The organism is Saccharopolyspora dendranthemae, from assembly GCF_007829955.1.
Lineage (GTDB): Bacteria > Actinomycetota > Actinomycetes > Mycobacteriales > Pseudonocardiaceae > Saccharopolyspora > Saccharopolyspora dendranthemae.
In genome coordinates, this window is sequence record NZ_VIWX01000007.1 from 195,843 (window position 1) to 209,712 (window position 13,870).

Annotated in this window: 14 protein-coding genes; 3 read left to right on the forward strand and 11 right to left on the reverse strand. The window is 70.5% G+C overall.

The genetic code is table 11. The features are described 5' to 3' along the window. Nucleotides 1–78: 78 nt before the first annotated feature. Both FHU35_RS27605 and FHU35_RS27610 read right to left on the reverse strand, forming a co-directional pair. A complete protein-coding gene (locus FHU35_RS27605; RefSeq protein ID WP_145745044.1) occupies nt 79–1,653 on the reverse strand; it encodes a glycerol-3-phosphate dehydrogenase/oxidase in 1,575 nt (524 codons plus the stop codon). Then, entirely contained in the window at nt 1,650–2,300 is a 651-nt protein-coding gene (locus tag FHU35_RS27610) for a TetR/AcrR family transcriptional regulator (protein WP_145745046.1), read from the reverse strand. The genes FHU35_RS27605 and FHU35_RS27610 overlap by 4 nt, the downstream gene beginning before the upstream one ends. Nucleotides 2,301–2,316: 16 nt before the next feature. On the opposite strand from FHU35_RS27610, the gene FHU35_RS27615 reads away from it, so the two are divergent. Continuing rightward, complete coding sequence (locus FHU35_RS27615) at nt 2,317–3,954, forward strand: FAD-binding oxidoreductase (RefSeq protein WP_145745048.1); 1,638 nt, start codon at nt 2,317–2,319, stop codon at nt 3,952–3,954. Nucleotides 3,955–4,141: 187 nt separating this feature from the next. Here the strand turns inward: FHU35_RS27615 and FHU35_RS27620 are convergent, their stop codons facing one another. The 9 genes from FHU35_RS27620 to FHU35_RS27660 form a co-directional block, all read right to left on the reverse strand. Beyond that, the gene (locus FHU35_RS27620) at nt 4,142–4,879 is read right to left on the reverse strand and encodes a GNAT family N-acetyltransferase (RefSeq protein ID WP_145745051.1); all 738 of its coding nucleotides are present in this window, start codon (nt 4,877–4,879) and stop codon (nt 4,142–4,144) included. A 179-nt stretch (nt 4,880–5,058) separates the two neighbouring features. Continuing rightward, nucleotides 5,059–5,430, reverse strand: coding sequence for a hypothetical protein (locus FHU35_RS27625; protein ID WP_145745053.1), 372 nt, complete (start codon nt 5,428–5,430; stop codon nt 5,059–5,061). Then, the gene (locus FHU35_RS27630; protein WP_145745055.1) at nt 5,423–8,227 is read right to left on the reverse strand and encodes an FtsK/SpoIIIE domain-containing protein; all 2,805 of its coding nucleotides are present in this window, start codon (nt 8,225–8,227) and stop codon (nt 5,423–5,425) included. Before FHU35_RS27630 ends, FHU35_RS27625 begins: the two co-directional genes overlap by 8 nt. Before the next feature lie 129 nt (nt 8,228–8,356). Beyond that, complete coding sequence (locus tag FHU35_RS27635; protein ID WP_145745058.1) at nt 8,357–8,608, reverse strand: hypothetical protein; 252 nt, start codon at nt 8,606–8,608, stop codon at nt 8,357–8,359. 2 nt (nt 8,609–8,610) lie between these two features. Continuing rightward, complete coding sequence (locus FHU35_RS27640) at nt 8,611–8,871, reverse strand: hypothetical protein (protein ID WP_145745060.1); 261 nt, start codon at nt 8,869–8,871, stop codon at nt 8,611–8,613. A 131-nt stretch (nt 8,872–9,002) separates the two neighbouring features. Beyond that, on the reverse strand, nt 9,003–9,419 hold the full coding sequence (locus FHU35_RS27645; RefSeq protein ID WP_186459648.1) for a hypothetical protein: 417 nt from the start codon (nt 9,417–9,419) through the stop codon (nt 9,003–9,005). Between the two features lie 49 nt (nt 9,420–9,468). Continuing rightward, nucleotides 9,469–9,807, reverse strand: coding sequence for a PRC-barrel domain-containing protein (locus FHU35_RS27650; protein ID WP_145745062.1), 339 nt, complete (start codon nt 9,805–9,807; stop codon nt 9,469–9,471). A 109-nt stretch (nt 9,808–9,916) separates the two neighbouring features. Continuing rightward, entirely contained in the window at nt 9,917–10,720 is an 804-nt protein-coding gene (locus tag FHU35_RS27655) for an alpha/beta fold hydrolase (RefSeq protein WP_145745064.1), read from the reverse strand. Between the two features lie 107 nt (nt 10,721–10,827). Then, the gene (locus tag FHU35_RS27660) at nt 10,828–11,352 is read right to left on the reverse strand and encodes a DUF4232 domain-containing protein (protein ID WP_246110615.1); all 525 of its coding nucleotides are present in this window, start codon (nt 11,350–11,352) and stop codon (nt 10,828–10,830) included. Nucleotides 11,353–11,680: 328 nt separating this feature from the next. Here FHU35_RS27660 and FHU35_RS27665 point away from each other — a divergent pair, with 328 nt between their 5' ends. Together FHU35_RS27665 and FHU35_RS27670 are read left to right on the forward strand one after the other, a co-directional pair. After that, nucleotides 11,681–12,472 (forward strand): GH25 family lysozyme, encoded by a 792-nt coding sequence (locus FHU35_RS27665; protein ID WP_145745068.1) that lies wholly within the window; start codon nt 11,681–11,683, stop codon nt 12,470–12,472. Between the two features lie 252 nt (nt 12,473–12,724). Further along, the gene (locus FHU35_RS27670) at nt 12,725–13,849 is read left to right on the forward strand and encodes a hypothetical protein (protein WP_186459649.1); all 1,125 of its coding nucleotides are present in this window, start codon (nt 12,725–12,727) and stop codon (nt 13,847–13,849) included. The last annotated feature ends 21 nt before the right edge of the window (nt 13,850–13,870 follow it).

A 13,870-nucleotide genomic window follows, 5' to 3' on the forward strand; every position in this document is an offset into this window, starting at 1 on the left:
GCCGCTGACCTCGCAATGGGCCCCGGAGAGCCCGGCCGAGAAGGCCGGCCCCGGGGCCTTTCTGCGCTCATCTCCTCGTCAGGTGGGGTCGATGCCGGAGAGGGCGCGGGCGACGATGTCCTCGACCGCGGGCAGCGCCGTGGCGCGTGCGGTGGGGTCGAGGCCGAGGCGGGTTCGGCGGTCGAGGACGTCGTCGGAATCAAGGGCCCCTTCGTGCCGGACCGCCCACAGGACCTCGGCCGCTGTGAGGTGAAGGCCTTCTGCCACCGGTCGGGCGAGGTCGGGGTCGAGCTCGGTGAGGGCCGCGACACGAGCGGCTTCGGTGCCGTACTTGGCGACGAGGGCGGCGGGAGCCTCCACCTCGGTGAGGTGGCGGCGAGGCGCGGCGCCGACCAGCGCGATCTCGGTGGTGCGGGAAGGCCCTGCCGACAGACCGCAGGTGCTGACCGCGGCGTCCACGGCGTCGGCGGCCATCTTCCGGTAGGTCGTGAGCTTGCCTCCGACGACGGTGACGATCCCTTCCTCCGACGTCAGCACCGCGTGGTGGCGGGAGAGGTCCGCCGAGGCCTTGCCGTCCCGCTGCAGCAGCGGCCGGAGACCGGCGAACGATCCGAGGACGTGCTCGCGGGTCAGCGGTGCGCCGAGCACGTCCCTGATCCCCGCGAGCAAGAAGTCCACGTCGGACTCGGGAACCTCCGGGACGGCCGGGATCGGGCCGGGAGCGGCCTCGTCGGTCAGCCCGAGGATCGCGCGGCCGTCGGGCAGGGGGATCAGCAGCAGGAAGCGCCCGGAGCCGCCCGCGACCGGCGCCACGACGGCGGTTCCGGCCACACCCGCGGCATCGGCGTCGACGACCAGGTGCGATCCCCGCGACGGGCTCAGCTTCACCTCCGGCACGAGTCCTCCGGACCACACCCCGGCGGCGTTGACGACCGACCGCGCGCGGAGGCGCAACGACTCACCGCTGCGCCGGTCGACCACGTCGGCGCCCGCGCCGTCGAGGGACGTCACCTCGCAGCGGGTGAGGACGCGCGCGCCGAACCCGGCGGCGGTGCGGGCGAGGGCCACCACGAGCCGCGCGTCGTCGACGAGCTGGCCGTCGAAGCTCAGCAGCCCGCCGCGCAGCCCGGCCGGGCGAAGGCCGGGAACCAGCGCCAGAGCCTCGGCGGACGGGATCCTCTTGGGCGCGGGCAGGACGTCCGACGGCGTCCTCGCCGCGCGCCGGAGGGCATCACCGGCGCGCAATCCCGCGTGCAGGACGACTTCCTGTCGTCGCGAGATCTCCTCGTGCAGCGGGATGAGCTGGGGGAGCGGACGCACCAGGTGAGGCGCTGTCCGGGTCATGAGGACGTTGCGCTCCACCGCGCTCTCCCGCGCCAGCGCGACGTCGCCGTGGGCGAGGTACCGCAGGCCGCCGTGCACGAGTTTGCTGGACCAGCGAGACGTGCCCCACGCGAGGTCCTCGGCCTCCACGAGCGCCACCGACAGTCCCCTCGCGGCCGCGTCGAGGGCGACCCCGGTGCCGGTGACGCCGCCGCCGACGACGAGGAGGTCGACCTCCTGCTCGGCCGCGGCGTGCAGGTCGGTCCGCAACCGCGCGGAGTTCAGCGAGGTGGCGCGCAGCGAACCGGCGGGCAGCGGAGTGGTGATCATGAAGGGCTCCTTGGCCGTAGAGCGCCGTCGAGGAGGAGGGCGAGTTCGTGCGTCAGCGCGTCGAGTTCGAGGTCCTTCACCGCCGGGCGCGCCGAGATGACGAACGACTGGGTCAGCAACAGCAGGGAGCGGGCCTGCACCGCCACGTCGCCGGGCCGGATCGACCCGTCGTCGTGCCCGGCGGCCAGATACTCGCGAATGAAGCCTTCGGCCGCCACCTGGGTGCTGCCCAGCCGCTCGACCAGGTAGGGGAGAAGCAGCTCGGAGTCGGTTTCCAGGACTCGTTGCAGCAGAGGGGCGTCGTGCAGCAATCTGATGCCGCGCACCATGCTGCCGACCAGGCTCTGCCGCGCGGTGCCGGTTCCGGCGGCTCGGCGGGCTTGGTGCAGGACCTCGCCGAACTCGACCGTGACGAGGGTGGTGACCATGCCGCCGACATCGGGGAAGCGCCGGTAGAGCGTCATCCGGCTGACGCCTGCGACGCGCGCGACCTCGGTGAGCGTCGTCCGGCGGACGCCGTGGGCGAGCACGCACTCGCGCGCCGCCCGCAGCAGGTCGGTGTCGGAGACCCGGTTGGCCGCCTGGCGCCTGCTGGTGCCGGCGGGAGGGGAGTCAGCGCGCTCGATGCTGTGACATTCCGGCTGCATGTGTCACACTCTAGCTGTGAACGGGCAGATCGAACACACCCTTCGCGGCAGCTGGACCTCGTCCGGAGCGGCCGCCGCGCCACTGTCCCCGTCCTCGCTGCGCTGGCTGCGGCAACGCATCGGACTCGTCGAGACCACCACCCCGGCGGTGCCCTCGTCCCTGCTCGAAGTACCCGGAAGTTCCTTCGCCGACACCGCGCGCGCCGAACTCGAAGCGCTGCTGGGCGAAGCGCACGTGCTCGTGGACACCGCGTCGCGGCTCGGACGCTCCGGCGGCATGTCCTACAGCGACCTGATGCGCCGGCGCGAGGGCGCCGAGCTCGCGGTCCCGGACGCGGTGCTGCTGCCCTCGGACCCGGAACTGGTGCAGGGCGCGCTGGAGATCTGCGCCCGTCACGACATCGCAGTGGTGCCCTTCGGCGGCGGGACTTCCGTGGTGGGCGGCGTCGACGCGCTGCGCGGCGGCAAGAGCGCCGTCGTCGCCCTCGACCTGGTGCGGCTCGATCGCCTGGTCTCGCTCGACCCGGACTCGCGGATCGCTGTGCTGCAGGCCGGGATGCGCGCGCCCGAGGCCGAATCGCTCCTGGCGGCGCACGGGTTCACGCTCGGGCACTTCCCGCAGTCCTTCGAGCGGGCCACCATCGGCGGGTTCGCCGCCACCCGCTCGGCCGGCCAGGCGTCCTCGGGCTACGGGCGGTTCGAGGACATGATCGAGGGCGTGCGGCTGGCGACACCGGCAGGTGAGTGGAGGCTCGGCACCGCACCCGCGTCGGCGGCGGGACCCGACCTGCGGCACCTCGCCATCGGCAGCGAGGGGAGTCTCGGCGTCATCACCGAGGTCGCCGTCCGCGTCCGCCCGGCGCCGAGGCGCACTCGCTACGAGGCGGTCGTGGTGGACGGCTGGCAGGTCGGGACCGACGCCGTGCGCGCGCTGGCGCAGGACCGGGTGCTGGCCGACGTCACGCGGTTGTCGGACCCGACCGAGACCGAGGTGCAGCTCGCGATGGCCGGTCAGCTCAAGGCGCGAGCGCTCGCGAACGTCCTGCGTGCCAAGGGCATTCGCAACCCGTGCCTGCTGGTTCTCGGGTGGGATGCGGGGTCCCGCGCCGAGCTCAAGCACCGACGTTCGGCCACCCTGCGCGCGTTGCGCGACGTGCGGACCGTGCGGTTGGGCCGGGCGGTCGGCGAGTCCTGGAAGTCGCACCGGTTCTCCGGTCCCCGGCAGCGGGACGCCCTGCTCGACCGCGGCGTGTGCGTGGAAACCCTGGAGACCGCGACGCACTGGAGCGGGCTGAGCGAGCTGCGCTCGGCCGTGCGCACCGCGCTGGTGCGCAACCTCCAGTCGGGCAGCAAGCCGCCGATCGTGATGTGCCACGTCTCGCACGCCTACGAGACCGGCGCCTCGCTGTACTTCACCGTGCTGGCGCCGCGCGATTCCGAGCAGGCCCTCGCGCAGTGGAAGCGCGCCAAGGAAGCGGCCTGCGACGCCATCGCCGGTCGCGGCACGATCAGCCACCACCACGCCGTCGGCGTCGACCACCGGCCCTGGCTGGGAGTGGAGATCGGCGACGTCGGCACCTCGGTGCTGGCAGCAGCCAAGCGCGCCGTCGACCCGACCGGAATCCTCAACCCGGGCAAGCTGATTCGCGACTAGGAACTGTTCATGAGTCGTTTTGCGTGGCGGTGTGGGTAGCGGAACCTGATCGCCTTCGTGGTCTCCGTGCGCCGCTCCTTGAGTATGCCAATACGAGGCGTCCCGGCGTACTCGCCACGAAGGCGATCAGAACCCGCGGCGGTGCCGGTTGAGTCCCACACCTGAAACGGCGGCGCTGCCGCATTCATCAACAGCGACTAGCGGAGATCGGGGTGTACCGGTAGCCGAGTCCCCGGTAGACCCGCAGGGCGGGTTCGTTGTCCTCGTCGGCCATCAGCACCACGTCGCCGTGCGCGGCCAGCTCCCGGGTCAGGAAGGTGCACAGCCGCGTCGACAGGCCCCGGCCCCGGTGCGCGGGGTGGGTCGCGACGCCGGAGATGTAGCGGATGCCGGGGGCGGGCCAGGAGTCTCCTGCCACCGAGACCGGTGTGCCGTCGGCGTCGCGAATCCCGGCCCAGCGCACGGCGCCAGGATCGTCGGGGAACAGGTACGAGCCGGGGTTGGCCCGGCGCAGGAGCGCGTCGATGTCGGGGACGTCCGCCTCGGTCAGCCACTCGGCCCCGGGAGCGGGGGCCCGCGGCGGTTCGGCGTCGAGGTGCATCCAGCCGAACGTCGCCAGGACCTCGAGGCCGACCCGTTCGGCGACCCGCGCGGCCAGCGGTGCCCTCGCCAGGAATCGGACCTTCTGGCCGGACAGCGCGGGGGAGATCTCCTCCAACAGCGCCACGACGTCGTCCTCGTCGCCGGCGTGAACGACGCGGTCGGCGCGGTTCAGGCGAGGTGCGAAGACCGCCACCGCGCTGCGGTGCCGCCACGCGCTCCCGAGCTCGTGCGGATATCCGGGCTCCAGCGCCTGGGCGGCCCAGCGAACCATCAGATCCGACGAAGCCGCGGCGACCTCCGCGGCGGAACCCAACTCCTCCACGCCCTCAGCTTATTCCGCCGCGACGAGAGGTCACGTCGTCCACGATGGTGGGAATTCCCAGTTTTAGTCCAAACTGAGCGGACATTTCGGGCGCGAAGGGTCCTCGGTTTGGACTAAAACTGGGAAATGCCGAGTGAAGCGATGCCGGAACAACCGCTCGGCGGTGGGGGAGTGGTGGGTTACTTGCGGCGTCGGGGGAGGGAGAGACGGGGTTTGGCGATGGTGTCGCGGAGGGCTTCCAGGGCTTCGTGGGCTTCCTGGCGGGACTGCGACGGCGTCGCGCCGGGAGCGCTGCGATCGGCGGCCGGGACACCGGAGGAACGCAGCCACCGCTCGTCCCAGACGATCTGCATCGCCGACTTCCAGAGCCCCTTGAACTCGGCGACCAGCTTGTCGCGGGTCTCCTCCGACTCCTCCTTGCGCTTGGTGCCGGCCGCGACCGCGTCGCCGAGCTCCTTCGCGCTGTCGCGCTCCTGCTTGCGCATCTCCTTGCCCGCGGCCGTGGCCAGGGCGGTCAGCTCGCGGTAGCGCTCCGCTGCCGTCTCAGTCACCGGCTTCCTCCCGCACGTCGGCATCCGATTCCGTTGAGCGCTGGGCGGGCACCGGCGGGGATCCGCCGAGGTCGAACGGCAGCACGACCTCGGGACGCGAGTGCACGGAGCGGTCGAAGAACAGTCCGCGACGCGACCGCGGCGACCAGTTGACCGGCTGACCGGCGGCGAACGCGCTGAGCTCCTGCCCGTGCACGTCGAAGGCCACCCACGCGCCGATGTCGTCCACCGGGCCCATGCCGAGCGTGTTCTTCACCCGCTGCACGCTGCGCCACCAGCCGATCACGTGCACCCGGGATTCCGGCCCCTGCTTGAGGATCGTGCGCAGCGAGTCCAGCGCGCAGGCCCTGGTCACCGGGTCCTTGCGCTCCAGCGTGGTCTGCGCGGCGTCGACGGCGTAGAGCACCACGCAGTGCCGGACCGGAGCGGCACCGGCGTCGATGTCGGTGGCGATGCGGTCGAGCGTCGCGGAGATGTCGTCGAGTCCCACCACGTCGACCTCGTGGCCCCGTCCGCGAAGCTCCTCGACCACGGCGCGGGCGTCCTCGTCGACGTCGTCGAGCAGCGCGCCGACGGTGAACCGGATCGTGCCCGGCTCGTGCTGGCGCGACAGCGACAGCGCCGCCGCCCCCATCGCACTGGTGGTGTCCTCGCGCACCGAGCCGATCACCGCGATGTTGCGTCCCGGCGAGCGCGACAGCCGCACCGCAGCGGCCGTTCCCTCGACGTCGATGATCTGCCCGAGCAGCGCGCGCGGAGCGCTGACCGGCGCGGTCGGCTTCCGGAACTCGTCCAGGGCCGAGAGCTTCGGCAGGTTGGAGCCGTCGAACAGCCGCGGCGGGTGGGACCCGGGCGTGCGCTGCTGCCAGAGGCGTTGCTGCAGTTCGTGGAAGGTGTCGCGGGCGGTGGCGTCCGGGATGCGGGCGATCTCGTTGCCGTGCTTGACGCCCGACTCGTGGTTGACCACGGCGTGCCAGCGCGGGAGTTCCATCGCCGCCTGGTTGTGCTCGGTGAGCACCCGGCGGGCCTTGGGCAGCGCGATGCGCAGGATGAACTGCTCGAAGATCGCCGGCTTGCCCCAGAACGCCTCGATCCCGGAGACGTCCTGGCTGGCCAGCACCAGGTGGATGCCCTGCGAACGACCGCGCCGCGCAACGTCTTCCAGCAGCTTGGTGGCCTGCGCGGTCACCGGGTCGCGGTCGGCGAACAGGTACTGGAACTCGTCGATCACCGCGACGATCCGCGGCCACCTGCCCTCGGGGTCTTCGGCCCGCAGCTCTTCGAGCTTCGTGACCTCGTAGCGCTTGGCGACGTCGGCGCGCCGCCGCATCTCGTCGGCCAGGAACCGCAGCAGCGCCAGCCCGAACTCGCGGTCGGTGTTGACGTTGACGCCCACCAGCTTCGCGTGCGGCAGCCAGCTCGGGTCCCGCCTGCCGGGCGTGAACTGCGCGAACGACACGCCTTCCTTGAAGTCCAGAAGGTGCAGCTCCAGCTCGTCCGGTGAGTACCGGGCGGCCATGGCGCCGAGCATGCTGTAGAGGAAGTTCGTCTTGCCCGATCCGCTCGGCCCGCCGATCAGGGTGTGCGGGCTGGCGTCGCCGAGCCGCACCCACACCTCTTCGCCCTCGTCGAAGCCGACCGGCGCCTGCAGCTCGGAACGCGAGTGGCACTGCCACAACTCGTCGGGCAGCAGGTCGTCGAAGGTCCGGACCCGCGCACGCCGGGACTCGAACTCGGTCGCGATGGCCCCGCACACCTTCGCCGCCGTCCCGCGCGACGGCGGTTCGTCCAGCGCCACCACGGCTTCGGGCCCGGTCATGCTGGTGCGCGCGCGGTTCTCGCCGATCAGCGAGATCGACTCGATGGAGCTGTTGACGGTCAGCGGGAGGTCGACCGTGATCAGCTGGATGCCGCAAGCCAGACCGTTGCGCGCGATCCGCTGGAGCTGTTGTTGCTGCTCCTCGCGCAGGGGTTGGCCGTTGCCGAACAGCACCGCGATCCGCCACGGCTCGCTCCGGCGACCGTGGGCGGCGGCCAGCGCGCGCAGCGTCGTGTGCTCGCCGAGCAGGGCGCCCGAGTGGATGCGCTTGATGTGATCGGAGAGCACCTCGAGCAGGTCGCTCAGGCGCGTCGAGTCGTGAGCGGTGAGCAGGCCGGCGCTGCTGAGCGGGTGCAGGTCCGGCAGCGTGCCGGTCAGCCGCGCGACGTCCCAGCTGTGGATGCGCACCTGACCGGGCTCGAAGTGGCTGACGATCCGCAGGAGCAGGTTCTGCACCAGGGTTTCCGCTGTTTCCGGCACCTCGTCGGTGGTGATGCGCAGGTGCGCGAAGTCCAGCGCGGGCACGACGGCCGGGAACGGTGGCGACTGCGGGGAATCGGGGAGGCTCGCGGTGCCGATCCGCCACAGCTCGGGCGGGTGGGCGACGTCACCGCCGCCGAAATCGCCGAGCCAGGCCTCGAACGGCTGCGACGCGCTGCCGGGTGAGTTCGCGGCGACCAGCTTCTCCAGCGAGGGCGGACCTTGCTCGGTCCAGTCCCGGAAGATCTCGTCGCGCGCGGTCAGCGCTCGGGCGAGCGCGGCTCGGAAGTGCGGGTCGGCCGGGTCTGCGATCTGCTCCGGTTCGCGTTCGGCTTCGGCCGCGCCGACCTGGGCGATGCGCAGCGCGTACTCCTGCTCGGCGCAGGTGTCGAGCACCTCGCGATGCGCGTTCTCGGTGGCGCCGAGTGCGGCGGAGATGCTGCTGCGCAGGTGCTCGAAGGCCGATTCGATGCGGCTTCGCCGGTCACTGCGTTTCACAACACGCCACCTCGGAGACCGAGTTACGGAACGTGATCAAAGTACCACCTCGAAATATGCCCTGCCCAACCCATGCACAGGCGTGAATATCGCGCAGTGGGAAGGTGTTCCGTGCTTCGACCGAAGATCCTACAAACGGGTGGCGAAGTCGCGGATCGTGTTCAGGACGAGGTCGATCAGCCGCTGCGCGCGCTCAACCTGGTCATGCGTTCGAGGGAGCCCCGGTGGGAGGACGGTCTCCGGGTGCTCCGGGTCGAGCTGGACCAGCGCCTGCCGCGCTTCGTCGAGCTTGCCCTGGCAGGTGCCCAGGTGCGCCCCGGCCTCTTCGAGCTGGCGCTCGATGCCCTGCAGCACTTGGTGGAGTTCGTCGAGCGAGGACACGACTACAGGCGCCCGGCGTAGCTCTCGGTGGAGGAGATCGTCGCCGACAGCGTGCCCTGCGCGCCGCCGATCGTCTGCAGGACCTCGGCGAGCATGCCGTAGGCGTGCTGCATCTCGTCCTGCGCGGTGCCCTGGATGGCCCCGGAGAGCGCTGCCTGCGCTTCCTCGAGGACCAGCGTCGTCTGCTGGAGTGCGGCGACGCCTTCCTGCATCTTCTGGTTGGCCAGCGAAATGCCTGCGCGAACTTCTTCGACGCCTGCCATTTGGATGCGGTCCTCTCCAAGGGCGGTACGACTCTGTAACGGTTCACAAGGTAGTGCCCGGGCAAGATCACCGCTCGGGCGGGCCGCCCTTGTTGATCATTGTTCGGTCATGCCTGGCAAGCCTGTTGGACTTAGTTGTCTACTGTGGATTCGTGGTGATCCGGAGCGTCGTCGTCCCCGGACCACGTCTCGATCAGCAGGCGCTCGCCGGCCGGGACCAGCTCGCCGACCAGATCGGGGTCGTCGACCACCGCCCAGGCCGTCGGCGGCGCGCAGGCGACGCGGTGCCGTCCGCACTCCGGGCCGAGTTCGCGCAGGAAGTTGCGCACCACGCGCGAGAGCGCGGCCACGTGCCAGCCGGTCTCCCCGGTGCCGCGGCTCATCGTCAGCGACCAGCAGCCGGGCTCCTCGTCGGAGCAGTCGGCGACGGTGATGACCTGTCCGCCGATGCGTCTGACCAGGTCGTCGCAGGCCTCGCGGGCGCTGGGTTCGTCCTGGGCACCGACGACCACGGTGATGAGCAGTTCGAGCTCGCTGTGCGCATCCATCGCGGAAGATTCTTCCGCATCCGCACGCGGGTTCGAACGCCCGAGAAGATCAGTATTTGGTATCGCTCTCGTCGGGGTCGACGAGCCCGTAGTAGGCGTAGAGGTCGCGGCCCTCGGTGTCGGTAAGCCTGCCGCCCTCGGCCTCGACGTCCGGGGCGTTGCGGACCCGGTCCCTGGAGACCGGGAGCTCCAGCCGGTTCTCCGCCGTGGTCGCGCCGTCGAGCGGCACGAAGGTCTCCTTGATCCCGAACAGGCCGATCCGGACCGTGACCCACTCGGGCTGGTTGGTGTGGTCGTCGACGTAGACGTTGCCGACTCGTCCGACGCGATTCCCCTCGCTGTCGAACACCGGTGTCCCGATCAGATCTTGTGCGCGCGCGACGTTCATGGCAGCCCCCGCTCTCCGGGCTCAAAACTGCCCGGCAGGACGGTGGCCTGCAAACGCAAGCGACACGCCTCACTCGATCAGGTAATGATCGTCAGCATTATTATCCGCTCTAAGAATTCAGCGCGCGCCCGATGAAGTTGCGGACATCGGTCATGACCTCGGATTTGTTCGTCTCGTTGAACAGCTCGTGGCGGGCGCTCGGGTAGATGTGCTCGTGGAACTCGTTTCCGCGGATGCGGTCGATCCCGGTCCGGGTATCGGCCTCGGGGACCAGCTCGTCGTCCTCGCCGTGGATCCACAGCGTCGGGATGTCCAGCGTCGGGCCCTCGTTGATCGCGAGCAGGCAGTCGTCGACCGCGCGGAGCGTGGCGCGCTTGAACGGACCGTGCCAGACCAGCTCGTCGCCCAGGTACGCGGCGCCGACCTCGGGGTCGCGGGAGAGCGTCGTCGGCTCGATCGGCGTGTCCGGGATCTCGTCGTGCTCCAGCAGGTCCAGCACGTGCCAGGTGCCCAGGACCGGACCCGACAGCACCAGGGCGGCCAGGTGCCGCTGGTGCTCCTGCGCGTAGCGGGCGGCGAGCATGCCGCCCATCGAGTGCCCGATCAGCACGACCGGCAGATCCGGGTGCTGCGCGGTGACCTCGCGGCGCAGCACCTCCAGGTCGGCGATCAGGGCCTCGGCGTCCTCGTAGTAGACCCGGTCGCCCGGCGAGCGGCCGTGGCCGATGTGGTCCGGCGCCCAGACCAGCGCGCGCGACTGGACCAGCTGCTCCGCGACCCACTGGTACCGCCCGGAGTGCTCGCCGTAGCCGTGCGAGATCAGCGCGATCCACCCCGGGTTGTCCGACGACCACTCCCGCACGGCCAGCGTGCCCAGGCTCCCCGCTACCTCGCGGTCCGTTGACTCGATCATGTCGCCACCCCAGCACACCCGTGCTGATCCGGCCACCACCTCAAGGGTGATCGACATGTCTTCTCGGGGGCCGCTCGGCGACGGCACCGCCGCACGGCTGAGCAGTCCTAGTGGTAGGCGCTCTCACCGATGGCTCCGCCGCCGCAGACCACGTCTCCGGTCCAGGTGACCGGCAGCGGCTCGGTCTCGTCCGGCGGGATGACCTGCAGGCTCGCCGGGGCGGGCTGGCACGGGTCGCCTTCGCCCTCGTGGGGAACGGCGGTCCAGTGCAGCGTCGCGGCCGCCGAGGCGCCGGGGGGAAGGTCGATGAGCGCCGGTCCCGGGTTCGGCGTGCGGGTGACGTTCGTGGGCAGCGGGTTGCCCGCGGCGTCCACCAGCTGCATCCCGCCGTAGCCGTAGAGCGTGCAGAACTGATCGCTGGAGTTGGTCAGCGACAGGTCCGCGTAGCGCTGGCCGGCCCCGGCCTCGACCGGCGACATGCTGCCGGTGAGCTGAGAGGTGTGGCAGCGCGGATCACGCGGCTGGTCCGGTGCGTCCTGCGCCTGAGCCGGCAGGGCCGCGCCCGCCAGTGCTCCTGCGGCCAGCAGGCCGGCGGACGTCTGCAGAATGCGTGCTCCGATGCGCCGGTTCACGGCCATCACCCCCGTTCCCGCCGCCCCAGCGGGTTGGTTCGGTCATTGCTCTGCACTTGGAAGACGCCCGCCGTTGGAAAAGGTTGCCCGCGCCGGAGAAACGGCGGCGCACCGCGGGCTCCGCCCCACTGTGCATCTAGTGAAGAAAACTCGCGACTGGGAGCAGCGACTCACTAGATCAGGCGAGTAGGACTACGCATTGATTGCATTGCGTAGGGCTTTCCCGCGCCTTTCGGGTAGCGATCTTAAGCCGAATGGCGGAACTGGCTGTTTGTCGGACTTCGATAGTTTGAGCAGCGGCAGAGGCCAGAACTGCAGGGGGTAAAACATGGCCGAACGCATTCCCGGCATCGATGTGGCGCGGTACCAAGGGGAGCCCGACTGGGGAGCGGTGCGCGGCGCCGGGTACGTCTTCACCTACATCAAGGCCACCGAAGGAATCGGGTACGTCAGTCCCGTGCTCGATTCGCAGCTCAACGGGGCGCGCGGGGCCGGCATGGTCACCGGGCTTTATCACTTCGCGCGACCGGACACCAACACGCCGCAGCAGGAGGCGGCCGACTTCGCCGCGCAGCTCGCGCGGACGAACTCGGCCGGCCCGGGGAACCTCCCGCCGTGCCTGGACATGGAGACCGACGCGCCCAACCTCGGTGGGTGGATCAAGGGCTTCATCGACGCCCTCCGCGGTCACACCGGCCGCCACGAGATCGTCGTCTACGCCTCCAGCTCGTGGTTCCAGGACAAGATCGCGCCGGATACCTGGGTGGACCCGGGCGTGTTCCTGTGGGTCGCGCACTACGGGCGCAACCCCGGCGAGCCCGGCTACATGACCGACCGCGTGGTCGTGCACCAGCACGCCTCCGACGGGAAGGTCCCCGGCATCGGCGCCGACACCGACCTCAACGTCTCGCTGGTGCCGGTGGACGTGCTCACCGGAGCCGGTGCGCCGCCTCCGCCGCCCGGGCCCGCACCGCAGGAGACCTACGTGGTGCAGCCCGGCGACACCCTCTCCGGGGTCGGAGCCAAGGTCGGCGTCGACTGGCGGGAGATCGCCCGCGTCAACGGAATCGGGGACCCGGATCTGATCTACGTCGGTCAGGTCCTCAAGATTCCCCGATAGCGCGGAATCTTCGGCGCAGGCAGTCCTGCGTCCTCCAGCGGCCCGGACGGCTCACCGTCCGGGCCGCTGCACATGCGGGTGGGAAAAGCGTTGATCTGAGGGGAGAACGCGAAAACCCGCGCCACGCGGAGGTGTTTCCGGCGCAGATCTCCATTGGGAAAAGGTTCGTCCGGAAAAGCCGGTTCCCCGTTCTCCCGCGATCAACTCGGGTTACCGTTTTCGTGAACATCACCCGAGGTGGAGGTGAACGCGATGGCGGACGTCGCTGCGCTGGTCCGGTCCAGCTGGACCCGCGGTGAACCCGGCCGGGACGCGCCGGTCGAGCTGGTCAGGGCGTTATATCGCTGGTGGGTCGTCGCGATGGTGCTCAAGATCCTCGGCGCCACCTGGGACATCTCCTGGCACTTCCGGTGGCTGCGCGACGACCTCGCGCCTCCGCACCTGCTCAACACCGTCGGCACGGTGATGGTGATCGGGCTGGTCGTCTACCACAGCTACACCGGGATCGGGGCGGACAAGACCACGCTGCGCTGGATGCAGTGGGGGCTGGGGATCTTCCTGATCGCCGCGCCGCTCGACGTGATCAACCACCGGGTCAACGGTCTGGACATCACCGCCTGGAGCCCGTCGCACGCCCTGCTCTACCTGGGAACTGGGATGATGAGCATCGGCCTGCTGGTGGGCTGGAACCGGCTCTGCCGCACCGACCGGTACTTCTACCCGGTCGCGTGCTTCCTGTGGTTCACCGTGATCGACAACTTCATGTTCCTCAACCAGCACCAGGAGTACGGCGTGCTGGGGCTGGCCGCGTGGGAGCGCGGCACGCCCTACGCCGAGGACAGCCTGCTGCAGTTCGCCGCCGATCAGCTCCACCGGCCGCTGGACTACATCGCGGTGGAGAACTTCACCCTTCCCACGCCGGACTGGCTCTACCCGACCTGGGCGGTGCTGACCGGGCTGGGCACGTTGCTGCTCGCGCGGATCCTGGTGGGGCGCCGCTGGACGGCCACCACGGTGGCCGCCGGCTACCTCGCCTTCCGCTGCGTGGCCTGGGTCCTGCTGGCCGCTGGCGGGTTCCCGATCTCCACGGTGCCGTTCTTCCTGCTGATCGGGGCGTTGGCGATCGACCTGTCCTGCCAGCTGGTGATGCGGTTGCGCCCGCTGGCCGGAGCGGTGGCGGTCACGGCCGCGGCCTACGCGGCGCTGTGGCTGCAGCACGCCTACATCGCCGCGCCGCCCTCGGACTTCGCCTCCGCGCTGTACGTGGTGGTGCTGCTGGCCGGTCTGTGGTGGCTGTTCGAGCACCTCGGCTCGGGCGGAGTCCGGCGCATCGAGCAGTACCTGGCCACGGTGCGCGACTGGCGCGTCCGCGACTGAGTCACAGGTGAGTCGCGTCCG

Bases quoted from the DNA above. Each gene is read 5' to 3' on its own strand.
- FHU35_RS27610 (WP_145745046.1), bottom strand. From the start codon at position 2,300: ATGCAGCCGGAATGTCACAGCATCGAGCGCGCTGACTCCCCTCCCGCC.
- FHU35_RS27665 (WP_145745068.1), top strand. From the start codon at position 11,681: ATGGCCGAACGCATTCCCGGCATCGATGTGGCGCGGTACCAAGGGGAG.
- FHU35_RS27670 (WP_186459649.1), top strand. From the start codon at position 12,725: ATGGCGGACGTCGCTGCGCTGGTCCGGTCCAGCTGGACCCGCGGTGAA.
- FHU35_RS27650 (WP_145745062.1), bottom strand. From the start codon at position 9,807: ATGAACGTCGCGCGCGCACAAGATCTGATCGGGACACCGGTGTTCGAC.
- FHU35_RS27655 (WP_145745064.1), bottom strand. From the start codon at position 10,720: ATGATCGAGTCAACGGACCGCGAGGTAGCGGGGAGCCTGGGCACGCTG.
- FHU35_RS27640 (WP_145745060.1), bottom strand. From the start codon at position 8,871: ATGGCAGGCGTCGAAGAAGTTCGCGCAGGCATTTCGCTGGCCAACCAG.
- FHU35_RS27645 (WP_186459648.1), bottom strand. From the start codon at position 9,419: ATGGATGCGCACAGCGAGCTCGAACTGCTCATCACCGTGGTCGTCGGT.
- FHU35_RS27605 (WP_145745044.1), bottom strand. From the start codon at position 1,653: ATGATCACCACTCCGCTGCCCGCCGGTTCGCTGCGCGCCACCTCGCTG.